The sequence below is a fragment of the Brenneria nigrifluens DSM 30175 = ATCC 13028 genome (assembly GCF_005484965.1).
Lineage (GTDB): Bacteria > Pseudomonadota > Gammaproteobacteria > Enterobacterales > Enterobacteriaceae > Brenneria > Brenneria nigrifluens.
Genome location: NZ_CP034036.1, coordinates 4,267,823 through 4,285,445, shown reverse-complemented (window position 1 = coordinate 4,285,445; position 17,623 = coordinate 4,267,823). Strand labels below are relative to the sequence as shown.

The 17,623-nt window shown below is 56.9% G+C and carries 18 protein-coding genes; 9 read left to right on the top strand and 9 right to left on the bottom strand.

Annotated elements, in window-relative coordinates:
• Positions 1-17: 17 nt before the first annotated feature.
• The 7 genes from EH206_RS20135 to EH206_RS20105 all read right to left on the bottom strand — a co-directional run bounded on the left by EH206_RS20135 (position 18) and on the right by EH206_RS20105 (position 5,806).
• Positions 18-842: a transglutaminase family protein gene (locus tag EH206_RS20135; protein ID WP_009114625.1), complete on the bottom strand. Its 825-nt coding sequence runs from the start codon at positions 840-842 to the stop codon at positions 18-20.
• On the bottom strand, positions 839-1,768 hold the full coding sequence (locus EH206_RS20130; protein WP_009114624.1) for an alpha-E domain-containing protein: 930 nt from the start codon (positions 1,766-1,768) through the stop codon (positions 839-841). Before EH206_RS20130 ends, EH206_RS20135 begins: the two co-directional genes overlap by 4 nt.
• The gene (locus EH206_RS20125) at positions 1,768-3,201 is read right to left on the bottom strand and encodes a circularly permuted type 2 ATP-grasp protein (protein WP_009114623.1); all 1,434 of its coding nucleotides are present in this window, start codon (positions 3,199-3,201) and stop codon (positions 1,768-1,770) included. Before EH206_RS20125 ends, EH206_RS20130 begins: the two co-directional genes overlap by 1 nt.
• A 356-nt stretch (positions 3,202-3,557) precedes the next feature.
• Positions 3,558-3,944 carry a 2-iminobutanoate/2-iminopropanoate deaminase gene (gene ridA / locus EH206_RS20120; RefSeq protein WP_009114622.1) on the bottom strand — a complete coding sequence of 129 codons (387 nt, stop codon included), beginning with the start codon at positions 3,942-3,944 and terminating at the stop codon, positions 3,558-3,560.
• Between the two features lie 102 nt (positions 3,945-4,046).
• A complete protein-coding gene (gene pyrI / locus EH206_RS20115; protein ID WP_009114621.1) occupies positions 4,047-4,511 on the bottom strand; it encodes an aspartate carbamoyltransferase regulatory subunit in 465 nt (154 codons plus the stop codon).
• Between the two features lie 15 nt (positions 4,512-4,526).
• Positions 4,527-5,462: an aspartate carbamoyltransferase gene (pyrB, locus tag EH206_RS20110; RefSeq protein ID WP_009114620.1), complete on the bottom strand. Its 936-nt coding sequence runs from the start codon at positions 5,460-5,462 to the stop codon at positions 4,527-4,529.
• Positions 5,463-5,482: 20 nt separating this feature from the next.
• Positions 5,483-5,806, bottom strand: a complete 324-nt coding sequence (locus tag EH206_RS20105; RefSeq protein WP_136163962.1) for a hypothetical protein — start codon at positions 5,804-5,806, stop codon at positions 5,483-5,485.
• 115 nt (positions 5,807-5,921) lie between these two features.
• Between EH206_RS20105 and EH206_RS20100 the strand changes: the two genes are divergently transcribed.
• The gene (locus EH206_RS20100) at positions 5,922-6,389 is read left to right on the top strand and encodes a NanQ anomerase/TabA/YiaL family protein (RefSeq protein ID WP_009114619.1); all 468 of its coding nucleotides are present in this window, start codon (positions 5,922-5,924) and stop codon (positions 6,387-6,389) included.
• Between the two features lie 520 nt (positions 6,390-6,909).
• Here the strand turns inward: EH206_RS20100 and argF are convergent.
• Positions 6,910-7,917, bottom strand: coding sequence for an ornithine carbamoyltransferase (argF, locus tag EH206_RS20090; RefSeq protein WP_009114618.1), 1,008 nt, complete (start codon positions 7,915-7,917; stop codon positions 6,910-6,912).
• 162 nt (positions 7,918-8,079) lie between these two features.
• Between argF and rraB the strand changes: the two genes are divergently transcribed.
• The gene (gene rraB / locus EH206_RS20085; protein WP_009114617.1) at positions 8,080-8,499 is read left to right on the top strand and encodes a ribonuclease E inhibitor RraB; all 420 of its coding nucleotides are present in this window, start codon (positions 8,080-8,082) and stop codon (positions 8,497-8,499) included.
• A 102-nt stretch (positions 8,500-8,601) separates the two neighbouring features.
• Here the strand turns inward: rraB and EH206_RS20080 are convergent, their stop codons facing one another.
• On the bottom strand, positions 8,602-9,105 hold the full coding sequence (locus EH206_RS20080; RefSeq protein ID WP_009114616.1) for a GNAT family N-acetyltransferase: 504 nt from the start codon (positions 9,103-9,105) through the stop codon (positions 8,602-8,604).
• Between the two features lie 766 nt (positions 9,106-9,871).
• Here EH206_RS20080 and EH206_RS20075 point away from each other — a divergent pair.
• The 7 genes from EH206_RS20075 to EH206_RS20045 all read left to right on the top strand — a co-directional run bounded on the left by EH206_RS20075 (position 9,872) and on the right by EH206_RS20045 (position 17,567).
• Positions 9,872-10,330: a POTRA domain-containing protein gene (locus EH206_RS20075; protein ID WP_009114615.1), complete on the top strand. Its 459-nt coding sequence runs from the start codon at positions 9,872-9,874 to the stop codon at positions 10,328-10,330.
• A gap of 488 nt (positions 10,331-10,818) precedes the next feature.
• Positions 10,819-12,420: a nickel ABC transporter substrate-binding protein gene (gene nikA, locus EH206_RS20070; RefSeq protein ID WP_009114614.1), complete on the top strand. Its 1,602-nt coding sequence runs from the start codon at positions 10,819-10,821 to the stop codon at positions 12,418-12,420.
• A 47-nt stretch (positions 12,421-12,467) separates the two neighbouring features.
• On the top strand, positions 12,468-13,400 hold the full coding sequence (gene opp1B / locus EH206_RS20065; RefSeq protein ID WP_009114613.1) for a nickel/cobalt ABC transporter permease: 933 nt from the start codon (positions 12,468-12,470) through the stop codon (positions 13,398-13,400).
• 1 nt (position 13,401) lies between these two features.
• A complete protein-coding gene (opp1C, locus tag EH206_RS20060) occupies positions 13,402-14,232 on the top strand; it encodes a nickel/cobalt ABC transporter permease (protein ID WP_009114612.1) in 831 nt (276 codons plus the stop codon).
• The gene (locus EH206_RS20055) at positions 14,229-15,089 is read left to right on the top strand and encodes an ABC transporter ATP-binding protein (protein ID WP_009114611.1); all 861 of its coding nucleotides are present in this window, start codon (positions 14,229-14,231) and stop codon (positions 15,087-15,089) included. Before opp1C ends, EH206_RS20055 begins: the two co-directional genes overlap by 4 nt.
• Positions 15,073-15,852 (top strand): ABC transporter ATP-binding protein, encoded by a 780-nt coding sequence (locus EH206_RS20050; RefSeq protein WP_009114610.1) that lies wholly within the window; start codon positions 15,073-15,075, stop codon positions 15,850-15,852. The genes EH206_RS20055 and EH206_RS20050 overlap by 17 nt, the downstream gene beginning before the upstream one ends.
• A gap of 140 nt (positions 15,853-15,992) precedes the next feature.
• Positions 15,993-17,567, top strand: coding sequence for a methyl-accepting chemotaxis protein (locus EH206_RS20045; RefSeq protein WP_009114609.1), 1,575 nt, complete (start codon positions 15,993-15,995; stop codon positions 17,565-17,567).
• The last annotated feature ends 56 nt before the right edge of the window (positions 17,568-17,623 follow it).

Genomic DNA, 17,623 nt, shown 5'->3' with positions numbered 1-17,623 from the left:
CACCTTTTCGTTAAAATCTACTGTTGCTGCTGTATCTGCTGTTGGCGTTCGAACAGACGTACTTCAGCCTCGGAAAACATCTCTTCACACCCGCCGCCCAGCCGCGAGCCGCGCACAGGGCAGGCGTCCAGATAGTCCATGCCCACCGCCAGCCACAGATGCTGATGGAGCAAACGGGTGTTATTGGTAATATCAAATCCCTGCCAGCGATCGCGCAGCCAGACTTCCGCCCAGGCGTGCATGGCCACATGCTGCGTATCCTGGCTATAAACATAACCGCTGACATAGCGGGCCGGGATATTCAGGCTGCGGCAGCAGGCCAGAAAGACGTGGGTATGATCCTGACACACCCCTTTCTGCATGGCGAACGCCTGCGCCGCGGTGTCCTGAACCTGCGTGGCGCCGGGAGTATACGGCATTTTCAGCTGTAATTCCGCCATCAGCGTGTTCAGGCTCTCTTCCGGCTCCTGCGGCCGGTAATAGCGCTGCGCAAAGGCGCGGATGCTGCCATCCGCTTCCGTCAGCGGCGTGGCGCGCAGGAACACCAGCGGCGACAGGGTATCCGCTGCGCCGCCGTCATAGGACTGTTCTGCGTTATCGGCGATTTCCACCACGCCTTGAGCGTGGATGGTGATGTCGTGATGCGGAACGTCCAGAGTCATCACATGCAGCACATTGCCGTAGGCGTCGGTGGTGGCGACGGCCGAGGCGGGAAGCGTCAGCTTCCACTCCCGGATCTGCTGGCGGGCCGAGTTCTTGGGGGTCAGGCGCAGGTACTGGGTGCTGAATTTCACTTCCTCATCATAGTGATAGTGGGTCAGGTGGTTGATGGTCAGTTTCATAGCGCCTCCAGATAAGTATGACGGATGCTGTCGGCCAATTCATTGATCTTGCTGATAAACTCATTCAGGTAGGCTTCCAGACCCTTGGCCAGGATGTCGTCAAGGGTGCTGAAGCGCAGCTCCACGCGCAGCAGATGGGCCAGGCGGTGAGGCACCTTGGCCCGCTGGCTGCCGATGGTTTCCAACTGTTGCACCAGATCGTCGATACAGGCGTGCAGCGAGCGCGGCACATCCCCCCGCAGCACCAGTAATTCGGTCACGGTTTCCCGGCTGATCGGCTGGCGATAGATGCTATGGTAGGCTTCGCGGGCGCTGACGGCCCGCAGCAGCGTATCCAGCCGGTAATATTCGCGTACCGGATCGGGGTCGCTATTCAACTGCCGATCTTTCAGGCTGAGCAGCTGCGCGGTGGCGTAGGCGCGTTCGATCAGGGTGCCGAGGCGAATAAAGCACTGGGCGTCGTTGCGCAGCAGAGTGCCGAACATCGCGCCGCGAAACAGATGCGCGCGCTCTTTCACCCAGTCGAAGAACGCGTCGATGCCGATTTTATCCACCCCCTGATCGTGCAGGCTGCGGATATCGATACGGGTGGTGTTAATGCATTCCCAGACTTCGGAAGAGAGGCTGCCGCGCACGGCATGGGCGTTGTTCCAGGCCATTTCGATACAGTTGTAGATGCTGCTGGGATTTTGGCTGTCCAGCGCGAAAAAGTTCAGCAGGTTGTTCATGGAGAAAAGGGCGTAGCGCTGCTGGAACAGCTCGTGGGTGTAGGTCAGATTCAGCGGCAGCGCCAGGTCGCGCTGCTGCTGGCTGTGGCGCGGCATCATGGATAATTTATAGGTGACGTCCAGCACCCGGGCCAGGCTTTCCGCCCGTTCCAGATAGCGGGCCATCCAATAGAGTTCACTGGCTGTGCGGCTTAACATTATTCCTCCTCCTCCATGACCCAGGTATCTTTGGTGCCGCCGCCCTGCGACGAGTTGACCACCAGCGAGCCTTCCGTCAGCGCCACGCGGGTTAATCCGCCGGGTATCAGACGGATCTCTTCCCCCGACAGCGCGAACGGACGCAGATCGATATGGCGGGGGGCCAGTCCGTCCTCCACAAAGGTGGGGCAGGTGGAGAGCGCCAGCGTCTCCTGGGCGATGTAATTGTACGGATTGGCCTGCAGCCGCCGGCGGAAGTCCTCAATCTGCTGGCGCGTCGCCCTGGGGCCGACCAGCATGCCGTATCCCCCCGCGCCGTGAACTTCCTTCACCACCATGCTGTCCAGATTGCCGAGGACATAGCTGAGCGCCTGCGGATCGCGGCACTGCCAGGTGGGGATATTACCCAGAATCGGCTCTTCGGAGAGGTAGAAGCGGATCATCTCCGGTACGTAAGGGTAGATGGACTTATCATCCGCCACGCCGGTGCCGATGGCGTTGGCCAGCACCACGCCGCCGGCGCGGTACACCGACAGCAGGCCGGGAACGCCGAGCATGGAGTCGGCGCGGAACGCCAGCGGATCGAGGAAGGCGTCATCCACGCGCCGGTAAATAACGTCCACCCGGCAGGGGCCTTCGGTGGTGCGCATATACACGGCGCCCGCTTTTACGAACAGATCGGCGCTTTCCACCAGCTCCACGCCCATCTGTTGCGCCAGAAAACTGTGTTCAAAATAGGCGCTGTTAAACCGTCCCGGCGTCATCACCACCACGGTCGGGTCGTCGACCGGGGTGCTTTCACGCAGCGTTTGCAGCAGGTAGCTGGGGTAGCGTTCGACCGGCGCAATATGCTGGCTGGCGAACAGGTCCGGGTACAGCCGCATCATCATTTTGCGGTTTTCCAGCATGTAGGACACGCCGGACGGGGTGCGCAGGTTGTCTTCCAGTACGTAATAGCGGCCATCGCTGTTGCGCACCATATCGATGCCGGTGATATGGGCATAGATATTGTTATGCAGATCCACACCCTGCATACAGGGCTGATATTGATCGTTGGCCAGCACCTGTTCGCTGGGAATAATGCCGGCCCTGAGAATATGCTGCTGGTGATAGATATCGTACAGAAAGGCGTTCAGCGCCTGCACCCGCTGGCGGATGCCGCTATCGAGCAGGCGCCATTCATGGGCGGGAATAATGCGCGGCACGCTGTCGAAAGGAATTAAACGCTCGGTGCCGCCTTCTTCGCCATAGACGTTAAAGGTGATGCCGACGCGATGAAACAGCAGTTCGGCCTGCTCCTTTTTCTGCCTGATCGCCTGCTGGTCGGTTTGTTGCAGCCATTGCCAATAGGAGTCGTAGTGCCGGCGCTGTTCGCCTGCCACGGAAAGCATCTCGTCATAGTAAGACGGTGTCGGAAGCGTCATTTTTATCATTGTCATCCCCTGCATCACGCTTAATAGCGATAATAGTGCAATGCATAAAATGCGCCATTTTGACAAAGGGCGTCCGCGCCATTATTTGGCGCAAAATGTCGCACTCTATTGGGGCGACGCCTTGGGGCCTGCACCGTGGCGGCTCGCCGGCGTATAAAAAATCGCCGGGAGCGATTTTAAACGCCGCTTGCGGCGGCCCACAGGGTGGCGGGCAGGAAAGCCCGCCATAAAAAATCGCCGGGAGCGATTTTAAACGCCGCTTGCGGCGGCCCACAGGGTGGCGGGCAGGAAAGCCCGCCATAAAAAAGACGCAGCCGAACGGCGCGTCTATTGAGGTTTATGACCGATGATCGGGCTTAGCGGCGTACGGCGATCGCTTCAATCTCGATTTTCACATCTTTGGGCAGGCGCGCCACTTCCACGCAGGAGCGCGCCGGGAAAGGGGCGTTGTGCTCGGTAAAGAAGGCTTCATAGGCCGCATTGAGGGTGGTGAAATCGTTCAGGTCTTTAACGAATACCGTGGTTTTCACAATATCGGAAACTTGCAGACCGGCGGCTTCTACAATGGCTTGCACATTACTCAGCGACTGGCGCGTCTGGGCGGTAATGTCATCGGCGACCAGACCGGTTTTCGGGTCAAGCGGGATCTGGCCGGAGGTGAAGATAAGGCTGCCGAGATCGACGCCTTGTACATAAGGGCCGATGGCGGCCGGAGCCTGTTCGGTGCTGATAGAGCGTGACATAATATCTCCTGATTGGGGGTAAAAGGATACGGACGACGCCATTATTCAAAAAAGCCCCGCGTCAGGCAATGGCCGTAAGCGGGGCGATGAAAGAAAGCCTGTCTAGCGATCCTGCAGAACGGCGCGGCGCTCGAACTCTTTTTCGCAGTATTTGCACTTCAGATGCACGTCGCCTTCACGCTGTTTGACGCTGAACGAGGATGACACCGGTTCGCTGCGGCTGATGCAGTTGCTGTTGGGGCAGGTTAATACGTCGTCGATATGGTCGGGCAGCGTCGGCGCCAGCTTACGCACCACGTCGTAGTCATCAATCTGGTTCACGGTGGCCTGCGGCGCATACATCGCCAACTGGTTCGCCTGCTGCTCGGTGAGGAACACATTTTCGATTTTGATTAAATCTTTGCGGCCAAGCTGGTTGGAGGGCAGATTCAGCCCGATGGTCACGCGCTGGTCCGTGGCGGTCAGCTTGAACAGAGTCAGCAGCTTAAAACCCACTTGGGCGGGAATATGATCGATAACCGTGCCGCGCCGGATGGCTTCTACCTGTAATTTATTATCGTGAGTCATGACTATTCCTCTCTCTTACGCAACCAGTTCGCGATTCAGTACCAGCGCCAGCAAAGCCTGACGGGCGTAAATGCCGTTTCCCGCCTGCTGGAAATAGTAAGCGTAGGGGGTTTTATCCACATCGATGGTGATTTCGTCAATGCGCGGCAGCGGATGCAGCACTTTCAGGTTATCGCGCGCGCTGTTCAGGTCGGCGGCGCGCAGCACGAACTGCGACTTGATGTTGATATATTCCGACGGATCCAGCCGCTCTTTCTGTACCCGCGTCATATACAGAATGTCGAGGTCGGAAACGACCTCCTCGATGCCGTTGTGCAGGCTGTAGGGAATATTTTTTTCTTCCAGCATGGCCAGAATGTAGTCCGGCATCGCCAGCGCATCCGGAGCGATAAAATAAAAGCGGTTGCCGTCGAATTTCGCCAGCGCCTGGGTGAGCGAGTGCACGGTACGGCCGTATTTCAGGTCGCCCACCATGGCGATATTGATATTGCTCAGGCGGCCCTGGGTTTCCTGAATGGTAAACAGGTCGAGCAGCGTTTGCGACGGGTGCTGGTTAGCGCCGTCGCCGGCGTTAAGCACCGGCACGCCGGAGGAAAATTCGGCGGCGAGGCGGGATGCCCCCTCCTGCGGGTGGCGCATAACGATGGCGTCGACGTACTGGCTGATAACCGAGATGGTGTCGGCCAGCGTTTCGCCTTTCTTGCCCAGCGAGGTGTTGCTGCTGTCGGCAAAACCCACCACCGAAGCTCCCAGCCGGTGCATTGCGGTTTCAAAGGAGAGGCGCGTGCGCGTCGAGGCCTCGAAAAAACAGCTGGCAATCACTTTGTGCTTTAACAGCTCCGGCTGCGGGTCGGCTTTCAGGCTGGCGGCCACCCGCAATGCCAGCTCCAGTTCCTCTCGGCTAAGGTCGTTAATTGAAATGACGTGTTTTTGATAAAGCGGATTGACCATTTTTGTTTTTCTCCCCACGGTTAGGTCCGGTAAACGGCGCTGTTGTCTGGTTCGCCATAAACGACAGGCAAAAAAAAACCCCTCATCGAGGGGCTTTTCATCAACGAGCGGTCAAGCAACGGAAAGGAAAAAGCCGTCTGCCTGCCGGATGGCAGTTGCGGTTGATAACCAGCATGAGCAGCGGGTTTTTTCGTTATGCAGCAGTGCATGTTCCCTCCCGGCAAATTGTCGGAAATTATACGCGCCGATGAGGCTAATTCAAGCGGAAAAGTTGATTTTTTACTCATGGCAATCGATTGCGAAGTGAATATTCCCTGCGCTAAGCGGCGGCAAAATAACAGCATAAAATCCCGCTCACCTTTTCAGGATAACGCACTGGCGGGCAACGGGTTTACAGGGTATAACCTTGGGTGAGATTAGGTTTATAAAACACGGTTTCATTCTAAAACGGGGATAATCATGATCACTGGCAATATCCATCATCTTGAACTGGTTCCTTATCTGCCCGTAAAACTGCGCGACGCCATCGAATACGTTAAGCGCAACATTACGGCGGTTACGCCGCTGGGCAAGCATGATATCGACGGAGATAACGCCTTCGTGCTGATTTCCAACGACAGCACCGAGGCGCTGGAACAGCGCCGCGCCGAGTACCACGGCAAATATCTGGATATTCAGATTGTGCTGACGGGCGTGGAAGGGATGACGTTCAGCAACCTGCCGGCGGGTAAAGCGGACGTCGACTGGCTGGCGGATAAAGATATCGCCTTTTTACCGGCGGGCGAGCAGGAAAAACAGCTGGTGCTACAACCGGGCGACTTCGTGGTCTTTTTCCCCGGCGAAGTACACAAGCCGCTGTGCGCCGTGGGGGAGCCCGCGCCGGTGCGCAAAGCGGTGGTGAAGATCGACGCGTCGCTGGTGCGCTGACTGTTTTCTCCTCCCCGGCGAAGGCTGTCTCTTATACACAAATCCAAGGAACCTCTAGAGGCCATGTGTATTCTGGTCTTGGGTTCATTCTTGGTTCTTTGTTCTTTGTTTTTTGCTTTTCGTCGGCGTAAGAAATCACGCTGAGGTGGACGACCCCGCGAATGCGCCGCAGGGAAGCGGCGCAAGCCAGTGCCGCGTCGGACAAAAACGCCGGGAGCGTTTTTGAACAGCGCTTGCGCTGGCCCGGTAGGGCGAGTCTCAGGGATGAGACGAGTATTCCGTCACTGGCGGTTCGGGAAAGGGGGCGACCGCCGAAGGCATCGCGTCAGCGACGTGATTTCAGCCACAAGCCCGGGTCCGGAGGGTGGTGGCGCTTGAACCACCCTGCGTCGGGCGCGTGCTGCGACATAGCAGAGAAATGACGGCCTTCTAGCGCACGAAATAGCGCTGAACTCACATATACCGTTAACAGTATATGTGACTAAGAGACAGCCGGCGAAGGGGAGGAGGCCGGGGGGCGCTAATCCTGGCTTAGCGTCGCCACCATCACCGCTTTAATGGTGTGCATGCGGTTTTCCGCCTGATCGAACACGATGCTGTGCGCGGACTCGAACACCTCGTCCGTGACCTCCATTCCGCCCTGTAGTCCGTACTGCTCGGCCATTTGTTTGCCGAGCGTGGTCTGGTCGTCATGGAACGCCGGCAGGCAGTGGAGGAATTTCACCTGGGGATTACCGGTGGCGGCGATCATCGCCATATTCACCTGATAAGGTTTCAGCAGCGTAATGCGCTCCAGCCAGGTCTCCTTGGGTTCGCCCATCGAGACCCACACGTCGCTATAGATATAGTCGACCCCCGCCACGCCCGCGGCGATATCCTCCGTCAGCGTAATGCCGCCGCCGGTCCGTTTTGCCGCCGCCTGACATTCCGCCACCAATCCCGCTTCCGGCCAGCAGGCTTCGGGCGCCACCAGACGCAAATCCAGCCCGGTGAGGGCGGCCGCCTCCAGCATGGTATTGCCCATATTGTTGCGGGCGTCGCCGACGTAGGCGAGCTTTATGGACGACAGCGCCCTGGCGGGTAAATGCTCCTGCATGGTCAGTAGATCCGCCAGCAACTGCGTCGGGTGGAATTCGTCCGTCAGCCCGTTCCACACCGGGACGCCGGCATATTGCGCCAGCGTTTCCACAATCTGCTGGCCGTAGCCGCGATACTGGATGCCGTCGTACATGCGGCCCAAAACGCGCGCGGTATCCTTGATGGACTCCTTATGCCCGATTTGACTGCCGCTTGGCGCCAGGTAGGTCACCTGCGCCCCCTGGTCGTACGCAGCAACTTCGAAAGAGCAACGGGTGCGGGTCGAATCTTTTTCGAAGATGAGTGCGATATTTTTGCCCGACAGGCGGCGAACTTCGGCAGCGTTTTTTTTATCGGTTTTCAACTGCGCCGACAGGGCTAAAAGAGCGGTAATTTCTACTGGCGTAAAATCCATTAATCTTAAAAAATGACGCTTGTAAAACGGGTTCATGAGGCATATCTCCATGCGGCTCAACGCTAAATGTTGAATTAAAATTCACTTTATATGTGTAATTATTCAATTTCAAGTGTCGGCGGCAAACTTTATGGTGGAGACGGGCGCGACGCTGTGGGAGAATGCCGCAATATTACGCCGATTAATGAGGATAGAGGCATGGCCAACCGCGAATTGCTGGAAGAACAACGTGAAGAGACACGCCTGATCATCGAAGAGTTGCTGGATGACGGCAGCGACCCGGAGGCGCTCTATACCATTGAGCACCATTTCTCCGCCGAGAAGTTCGAGGTGCTGGAAAAGGTCGCCGTGGAAGCGTTCAAACTGGGTTATGAAGTGACGGATGCGGAAGAGCTTGAAGTGGAAGACGGGATTTTACTGATGTGCTGCGACGCCATCAGCGAAGTGGCGTTGAACGCGGAGCTGATCGACGCGCAGGTGGAACAGCTTTTGACGCTGGCCGAGCGTTACGGCGTCAACTATGACGGCTGGGGCACCTATTTTGAGGATGGCGAAGACGGTGAAGAGGGGAACGACGAGGATTTTTACGACGAAGATGACGACGGAAAACGTCATTAATCGCCACGTTCCGCCTTATGCAACGCTGCGGGGGGGGAAACCGCCCGCGGTCGTCGGCGGGCCGCGCCTCCTTCCCGGCGCGGTCGCAAAGCCGGCCGCTGATTACAGCACTTTCAGCATGGTCACTTCGCAATCGGTATGGCCGGTATGCCCCATGGAATGGGGAATATGTTCAAACCCCAGTGATTCATACAGCCGGATGGCGCTGGTCAAATGGCCGGTGGTCTCCAGATAGCAGCGGCGAAAACCCCGCCTGCGGGCGAAATCCAGCGCCTGTATGGCCAACTGCCTGGCCAGGCCTTTGCCGCGCAGAACCGGTAAAAAATACATTTTTTGTAGTTCACACACATCTTCATCACCGTCTACCAGTGGGGCGATACCGCCGCCGCCAACGACTTCACCTTCATATTCCAGTACCCAATAGGCGCTGGCCGGCTGATTGTATAGTTCAAACAGGTGGTCCAGGTCGGGGTCGGATACCGTGTAGCCTTTGTCGGCCGTCAAACCGAATTCGGCGGAAACAAGGCGGATAACGCGGGCAATCGCCGCATTGTCTTGTACCGTAATCGGACGAATTCGATAGTTGGCGGGAGTACCGGTTGTCATGATATTTGCTCTTGTCTTTACGGTATCGGGGTTCGCATGAGTGCTGGCGATTGTAATACCATTTAATCCCAATTTGATGCAATGACCGATTGCTGATGTTGGGGGCGGGTTAACCGTAATGGATTGCCGGTAGTGCGTTGGTGGACTGGCGCAAGACGATATGAGCCCGCAGTGATGGCGTTGCATGAAATGGAACGCCGTTATCAGATGGTCAGCGGCGATGTTTTGGCAAAAGTGTCAGGGGGGATGTCGGAGATATGATTATTTTAAATAATTGCATGTATAAAATTTTGTCATAAATAAAAATATTGGGTAATAATATTTTTTTATTATTAATATTTCTGGTTTGTTGGGATCTGTTTATAATAAATATTCACATCAGCACTCTTATATTCCACTCTTGCCAAAGCGTTTTTTTATGATGGCCGCATAGCCTCTTGACCAGCGATTCAGGATGCTCAAGGTATTCACTTCCTTAATGTATACCCGCCATACTTCAAGCTGCATGTACGTTGGTTTTTTATTTAGGCTATATTTGCCCTTTGTCTGATATCTGCGTGAATAAGATTCTTCTTATTTCTGAACGGCTATTTTCAGTGTGGAATTGTAACTAATAATTTAATGTGATGGTGTGAAAATAATAACAGGGATTGTTTATTTTTTTATTTTTTCAATAAAATCAATTTTTTTAAATAAAAAGCCCCATGCGGGAACCGACTTTTTATGTTATTTCCTGTTAACGGTTCCTTTACCCTTCTTTGCAATAATGGCGAATGCGGCCACGCCGGTTGAGCCGTCGCAGATCGATAATCGGCAGATCAACCAGCAGCAAATCAATCAGCAGGAACGGCAACGGGCGCAGGAGCGTCAATTGACGCCGCAGGCGCCGGATGTCCGCCTACAGCCTCCCGGCGCTTTCCTGACCCGTCTGCATTTCCCGGTGGAAATGACCCGGTGCTTCCCGATCAAAAAAGTCGAACTGCAAGGTACTCAGGATTTCCCCGGCTGGCTGCCGTTGCAGCGGCTGGCCGATCAGGCGGTGGACCATTGTCTGGGCGCGAAAGGGATCAATTTGCTGATGAGCGCCTTGCAGAACCGCCTGATCGATCACGGATATGGCGGGCAGCGCGCTCTCAACGCTGGCGGCGGGACTGGCGGGCGGTCTTGCCGGAGACAGCACTTCGGGCGCATTGGCCGGCTCTTGTCATGGGTAGTAAGGCCATAGTGACAAATTCAGTGACGAAAGGAAAAGAGCAGTTGATCGCGGTGGGAGTATCCGCTGGGCTTAAGCTGTGGGCTGGGCGGTTTTTTACCGCCGTTGGGGGGAAATGCCGTTCGCCATGTTTTTTTAGCTACCTTGGCCGATTGGAGGCGACGTTTATTACGATCTGACATTAGCAGGGGTAACCGGAATGACTAATGTCAGCGGCAGAAGGCGCGGTTATGATCCCTACAGCGAACGCGGCCGACACGACAAACGCTTTAATGCGGGATTGGACGCCGCCGCCGGAAGGAGAGATTGGTAAATCGTAAACCGACGGCTGGTACGGAGTTAAATGGGTGATGGGCATGATTTATGTTTAATTTTCCTGCGCCAAATCATAATTTTTGAAGCGATAATGAGTATCATTTGTCAGATCGTGTGGGTAAAATATAGGCGGTTTTACTTCACTTTTTCGCGCTTCGGTGCTTTCTGGTAAATGGATCATTACTATGCCTGGATTGAAAGATGTTACTCGTGATGGGAAAAGAAAATCCCATCGGCTCATTACCTCACTGTTACTCTGCTTATCCCCCCTGTTCGCCGCTCCTGTTATCGCACAGGAACCCCAGTCTCTGACTTTCGCCAATTTCCGCGACACCCGCGATCTCAACCCGCATATTTACTCCGGCGAGATCTGGGCGCAGAACATGCTGTATGAATCGCTGGTGAAAGTGACGCCGCAGGGCATTGAGCCCTGGCTGGCTGAAAAATGGGAAACCTCGGCGGACGGCAAGGTGTATACCTTTACGCTGCGTTCCGATGTGAAATTCAGCGACGGGGTGGCATTCACCGCCCAAACGGCGAAACAGAACATTGATGCGATACTGGCTAACCGCGAACGGCATGGCTGGCTGGAGATGGTGCGAATCATCGACAAAGTGGAAGCAATGGATGAACGTCGCTTGCGCTTTACGTTGAAAGAGCCTTATTACCCTTTACTGATCGAGCTGGCGGTTACCCGTCCGATGCGTTTTATTTCACCCGCGGCAATGAAGGAGGGGGGAACGAAGCAGGGGGTTAACGGCTATATCGGCACCGGCCCTTACGTGCTGAGCGGGCATAAAACCGACGAGTACGCGATATTCACCCTCAATCCGCTTTACTGGGGGGAAAAGCCGAAGCTGGAAAAGGTGGTGATGAAGGTCATTCCCGATACGCAAACCCGTTTGCTGGCCTTGCAGAAGGGGGAAATCGAGCTGATCTACGGTAAAAACATGATCGATGCCGATGCGTTCGCCCAACTGAGTAAAGATAAAAAATTCGCTACGAAACTATCTGAGCCGGTTTCGACCCGCATGTTGTTGATTAATACGACGGCGGAAAACCTGAAAGATGTGCGCGTGCGTCAGGCGTTGCAGCACGCGGTGAATAAAGTCGATATCGCCGACGGGATTTTTAACGGCAGCGAGGTGCCGGCGGATACCCTGCTGGCGAAAAACGTGCCGTACGGCAATATCGATCTGCAACCTTATGCCTACGACCTTGAGCAGGCTAAAAAGCTGCTGGATGCGGCGGGCTGGCAGCAGAAAAGCGGGCAAGCCTGGCGCCAGAAAGAGGGTAAGCCGTTATCCATCGGTATTTATTACGACAGTAATACCGCTTCGCAGAAAGTTATCGCCGAGTATCTGCAAAGCGAGTTCGCCGAGCTGGGCATTGAGCTCAGGCTGTATGGCGAAGAGGAACAGGCTTATCGCGACCGGCAGAAAGCCGGCAATTTCGATATCGTGTTTAATATTTCCTGGGGCACGCCTTACGATCCGCAGTCATTCCTCTCCGGCATGAAACTGCCGGTCTACGGCGACTATGCGGCTCAACAGGGGCTAACGCAGAAAAAGCAGATCGACGGCAGCATTGCGCATGCGCTGGTCACTACCGATGAAAAGGAACGTCAGGAATTATATCGCTATGTACTGACCACCTTGCATGAAGAAGCGGTTTATATTCCGCTGACCTATGAGCGTAACCGGGCGGTGTATGTGAAGAGCCTGCAAGGCGTGGATTTCAATCCATCACAGTTTGAGATCCCGTTTGATCGCATGTATCGCGATTAACCGGCGGGTAAGCGGTCTGACAAGACAGTGAAAGTATAGGTTGCCGTGTGAAAAGATATCTTTGTCGCCGTTTGCTGCTGACGTTGCCGATTTTGCTGGGGATCTCATTCCTCTCATTTTTGTTATTGAATCTGGTGCCGGCCGACCCGGCGGAAGTCGCCCTGCGGGTGAATGAAATTATCCCGACGCCGGAGTCCATCGCGGAGATGCGTTTGCAGTTGGGGCTGGATCGCCCCTTTCTGCTGCGCTATCTCTATTGGCTGTATGACGCCGTGCGGCTGGATTTTGGCTATTCCTACATCAATAACCGACTGGTGCTGGACGAGATCGCCCGCTGTTTGCCGGCGACGCTGGCGTTGGCCGCGCTGGCGCTGGCCATTATCCTGTGCGTCAGCGTGCCGCTGGGAGTGTTGAGCGCAGTGTTTAAAGACAGCGTTTTCGACCGCCTGGTGCGCACGCTGGTGTTTCTGGGAACGGCGATGCCCAGCTATTGGCTGGGGCTGCTGCTTATCTGGTGGTTTGCGCTGTCATGGGATTTGCTGCCCACCAGCGGCAGCGGCACCTTTTCACATATCATTCTGCCCGCCGTCACCCTCTCCATGGTTTACGTGGCGATTTATATCCGCCTGATCCGCAACAATATGCTGGAAAATATGCAGCAGTACTATGTGTATTACGCGCGGACCCGCGGGCTGACGGAAAAAAGCATTATCCTGCGCCACGTACTGAAAAACTCGCTGCACAGCAGTATTACCGCGCTGGGAATGAGCATTCCGCAACTGCTGGCCGGAACGGTGATTATCGAAAATATCTTTGCCTGGCCGGGGGTGGGACGGTTATGCATTTCGGCTATTTTCAACCGCGATTATCCGGTGATTCAGGCTTATATCCTGATGATGGGCGTGCTGTTTGTGATCTGCAATCTGTTGGTGGATATCATTCAGCGCTGGATGGACCCCGCTCTGCGGCAAGAGGGATAATATGCTGTTTTCGCACAAACTGTTGCGCGATAAAGTCGCGCTGCTCTGCCTATTGACCATCGCGGTGGTGGTGGCCGTCGGTATTTTCGCCCCGTGGCTGGCGCCCAACGATCCCAACAAAATCAATATCGCCCGCAAATACGCCGACTTCGGCGCGCGTTTCCCGCTGGGCTCCGATCATCTGGGGCGCTGCGTGTTATCGCGCCTGATGTTTGGCGTGCGCACCACGCTTTTTCTGGCGCTGCTCACCATGGCGATCACCATCGTGATTGGTTGCCTGTTCGGTTTTTTATCCGGCTATTTTCGCGGGCGGCTGGATGAGATTATGATGCGCTGCTGCGATGTCATGCTGTCGTTTCCCAGCCAGATTATGATCCTGGCGATCGTCGGTATCCTGGGCGTGGGGATCTTTAACGTGATCCTGGCCAATATCCTGGTGAAGTGGGCGTGGTATACCCGCATGATCCGCGGGATCGTGATCAAACACAGCCAGAAAAACTATATCCTGTTTTCGCGGGCCAGCGGCACCCCTCTGGGGTTTATCCTGCGGCGCCACCTGTTGCCGAATGCGCTGGCGGAGATCGTGGTGCTGGCGACGCTGGATACCGGCTGGGTGATCCTGAATATCTCCGCGCTGTCGTTTCTCGGGCTGGGCGTACAGGCGCCGACGGCCGAGTGGGGCACGATGCTGAGTGAAGCGCAGAAAGTGATGATGAGCCACCCGACGCAAATGCTGGCGCCGGGGCTGGCGATTCTGGTGGTGGTGGCGGTATTTAATCTGTTGGGCGACTGTCTGCGCGATGCGCTGGACCCTAGGGAGTCTCACCGATGAGCGATCTGTTACGGGTGGAAAATTTGCGGGTCGGGCTGGCGTCCGGGGGGCGCGATCTGCTGCATGATATTTCGTTTACCCTGCCGTGCCACGCCTGTCTGGGCATCGTCGGCGAAAGCGGCAGCGGCAAAAGCCTGACCTGCCGCGCGCTGATGGGGCTGCTGGGCGGGCAGTTTACCCGGTCGGGGCTGGCCTGGCTGGACGGCGCGGATCTGCTGGCGCAGGACGCGGAAGCGATGCGCCGTCTGCGGGGGAAAACCATCGGTATGATCCTGCAACATCCGATGAGCGCCTTCGATCCCTTGCAGACGCTTGGCAGCCAGATGGTGGAGACCTTTCGCGCGCATCTGCCGTTGAATCAGCGCGATGCGCGCGGTATGGCGTTGGAGATGATGCAGCGGGTCCGGCTGCGCGACGTGGCGTTGCTGTTTGATAAATACCCCAGCCAGATCAGCGGCGGCATGCTGCAACGGATGATGATCGCCATTGCGTTGGCGCTAGAGCCGCAACTGCTTATTGCCGATGAGCCCACCACCGCGCTCGACTCGGTAACCCAGTACGACATTATGGAGGAGTTCCGCGCGATACGTGAACGCCTGGGCACCACCATGGTGTTTATTTCGCACGATTTCGGCGTGGTAAACCGCATTGCCGACCGGGTGCTGGTGATGCATCAGGGGCGGGCGGTGGAGCAGGGCGATGTGCGGCAGGTGCTGCGCCGGCCTCAACATCAGCATACCCGCTATCTGGTGGCGTCGCGCCAGGCATTGCAGCAACGTTATCAGATATTGGTCAATCCGCCGCACCAGGGGCCGGAAAGCGTGAGCCAGGAGCAAGTCGGTGAGCATATTGGTTGAAGTGAACAACGTGCATCATGGCTACCGCGCCCAGGACGGCGGCGGCGCATGGCAGCCGGTGCTGCATGGCGTGTCGTTCGACGTACGGGCGGGGGAGTGCCTGGGGATTATCGGCGAGAGCGGCAGCGGCAAAAGCACCCTGGGACGCATTTTGCTGGGGCTGGAGGCGCCGAAAAGCGGACAGGTCAAACTGGGCGGCCAGCCGTTGTATGCGCCGCTGCGCTTCTGGCGGTCGCGCGGTAAAAAGCGTATGCGCGTCAGCGCGGTTTTTCAGGATTACACCTCGTCGGCCAATCCCTTTATGAACGTGCTGCATATCCTGTCCGAGCCGTTGCTGGTGCGCGGCGGCGTCCGGCGTGACGAGGTGCGGCGGCAGGTCGTTGGGCTGCTGGATCAGGTCGGGCTGACGGCGGAGGTGTGCGAGCGTTTCCCGCATCAGCTCAGCGGCGGACAGATGCAGCGCGTCTGTATCGCCCGCGCCATTGCCGGCAAGCCGGATTTTATGGTGCTGGACGAGGCGGTCAGCGCGCTGGATGTGACCGTGCAGGTGCAGATCCTCGATTTGCTGGCGGACCTGCGCCAGCAACTGGGGCTGACCTATCTGTTTATCAGCCACGATCTGACGGCGATTACCTATCTGTGTCAGCGGGTCATTTTTCTTCAGCAGGGGCGCGTGATTGAACGGGTGGATGATATGACGACGCTGGGGCAGGTACGGCACCCTTATGCCCGGCATCTGTTACAGGCGGTGATGGCGTTTTAAGTTGAGATCGGCGCGTCTTCCCGGCGGCAACGCCCGCCTGGTTTCAGCTCCTTCGGCAGCTATGGTGTAACGTAAAGCCATAATGTATAGTGCAATTTTTATCCTAAGAATAATCCGAAAAGCGCCAGGGAGTAGACGCTATGAAATTGCAAACACGCATCATGTTGCTGTGCGGTACCACGCTGTTGGGATTGATTATACTGTCGGCCGTGGCCTTGAACACGCTGTACCAGTCGATGATGAAAGAGCGCGTCAGTCAGCTTTCGACCCTGGTGGAGCTGGCCCATGCCGCCGCGCAGAAGGCCTACGATCTTGAAAAGGCGGGCCAGTTTTCGCCTGAAGCGGCGCAGACCGAGGCCAAACGGGCCATCGGCAGCTTTCATCAGGGCGATCGCTATTTCTTCGTGCGCGGCTTCACCAACGATATCAACTACGTCCATCCCAATCCCAAGCGGGTGGGCATCGTCGACGCCAAGGGCGGCAAAGAGGCCGGAGAGCGTTATCGCGCGGCCTTGCAGGGCAACACCATCGGCACGGTGATAGCTCACGGCACGCGTCCGGGGGCCACTGATACCGTTGAGAAGCTATACGCGATTATCAAATTCGAGCCCTGGGACTGGACCATCGGCTATGGCGACTATATCGATGATATCCAGCAGGCTTTCTGGCGCAACGCCATTATTCTGCTGTCTATCGGCGTGGCGTTGCTGCTGGTGATTTCGGCGCTGGCGTGGAACATGCTGCGCACGCTGCTGCGCCAACTGGGCGGCGAACCGCAGTACGCGGTCGAGGTGGTCAGGCAAATCGCCGACGGCAATCTGGTGGTGGACGTGCAGACCCGCGCCGGAGACCAGACCAGCATCCTGTATGCCATCCGCGCCATGCGCGATAACCTCTCGCATCTGGTGAGCCAGGTGCGCGGCAGCACCAACTCCATCGCCACCGCCTCGCAGCAAATCGCCTCCGGCAACGAAGACCTGTCGTCGCGCACCGAATCGCAGGCCAGCGCGCTGGAGCAGACGGCGGCGGCGATGGAAGAGCTGACGGCGACCGTGCAGCAGAACGCCGAGAACGCGCGCCATGCCAACGAACTGGCGGTGTCCGCCTCGGACGTGGCGCTGCGCGGCGGCTCGGTGGTGAAGCAGGTGGTGGATACCATGGACTCTATCGACGTCTCCTCGCGTAAAATAGTGGACATCACCGGCGTTATCAACGGCATTGCGTTTCAGACCAACATTCTGGCGTTGAACGCGGCGGTAGAGGCGGCGCGCGCGGGCGAACAAGGCCGGGGTTTCGCGGTGGTGGCGAGCGAAGTGCGTACGCTGGCGCAGCGCTCCGCGTCGGCGGCGAAAGAGATCAAAAACCTGATCGATGACTCGGTATCCAAAGTCGGCGAGGGCACGGAACTGGTGAAGCGCGCCGGTGATACCATGAGCGAGATCGTCGAGAGCGTGCAACGCGTCACCACGATGGTGGGCGAGATCAGCTCGGCCAGCTCGGAACAGAGCGCGGGGATAGAGCAGGTGAATCTGGCGGTTTCCCAGATGGATCAGAGCACCGAGCAGAACGCGGCGCTGGTGCAACAGGCGCTGGCGGCGGCGAAGTCGCTGAGCGATCAGGCGCAGGAGCTGTCGCGCACGGTGGATAAGTTCCACGTCAACGACTCCGCCGGCTATCACGAATCCGCCGGTTATCTGCCTGCGGCGGCGCAGTAGCGCGCTTCCGACGCCGGATGGAAAACCGCACGCTTCCCGGTCGGGCGGCCGACCTT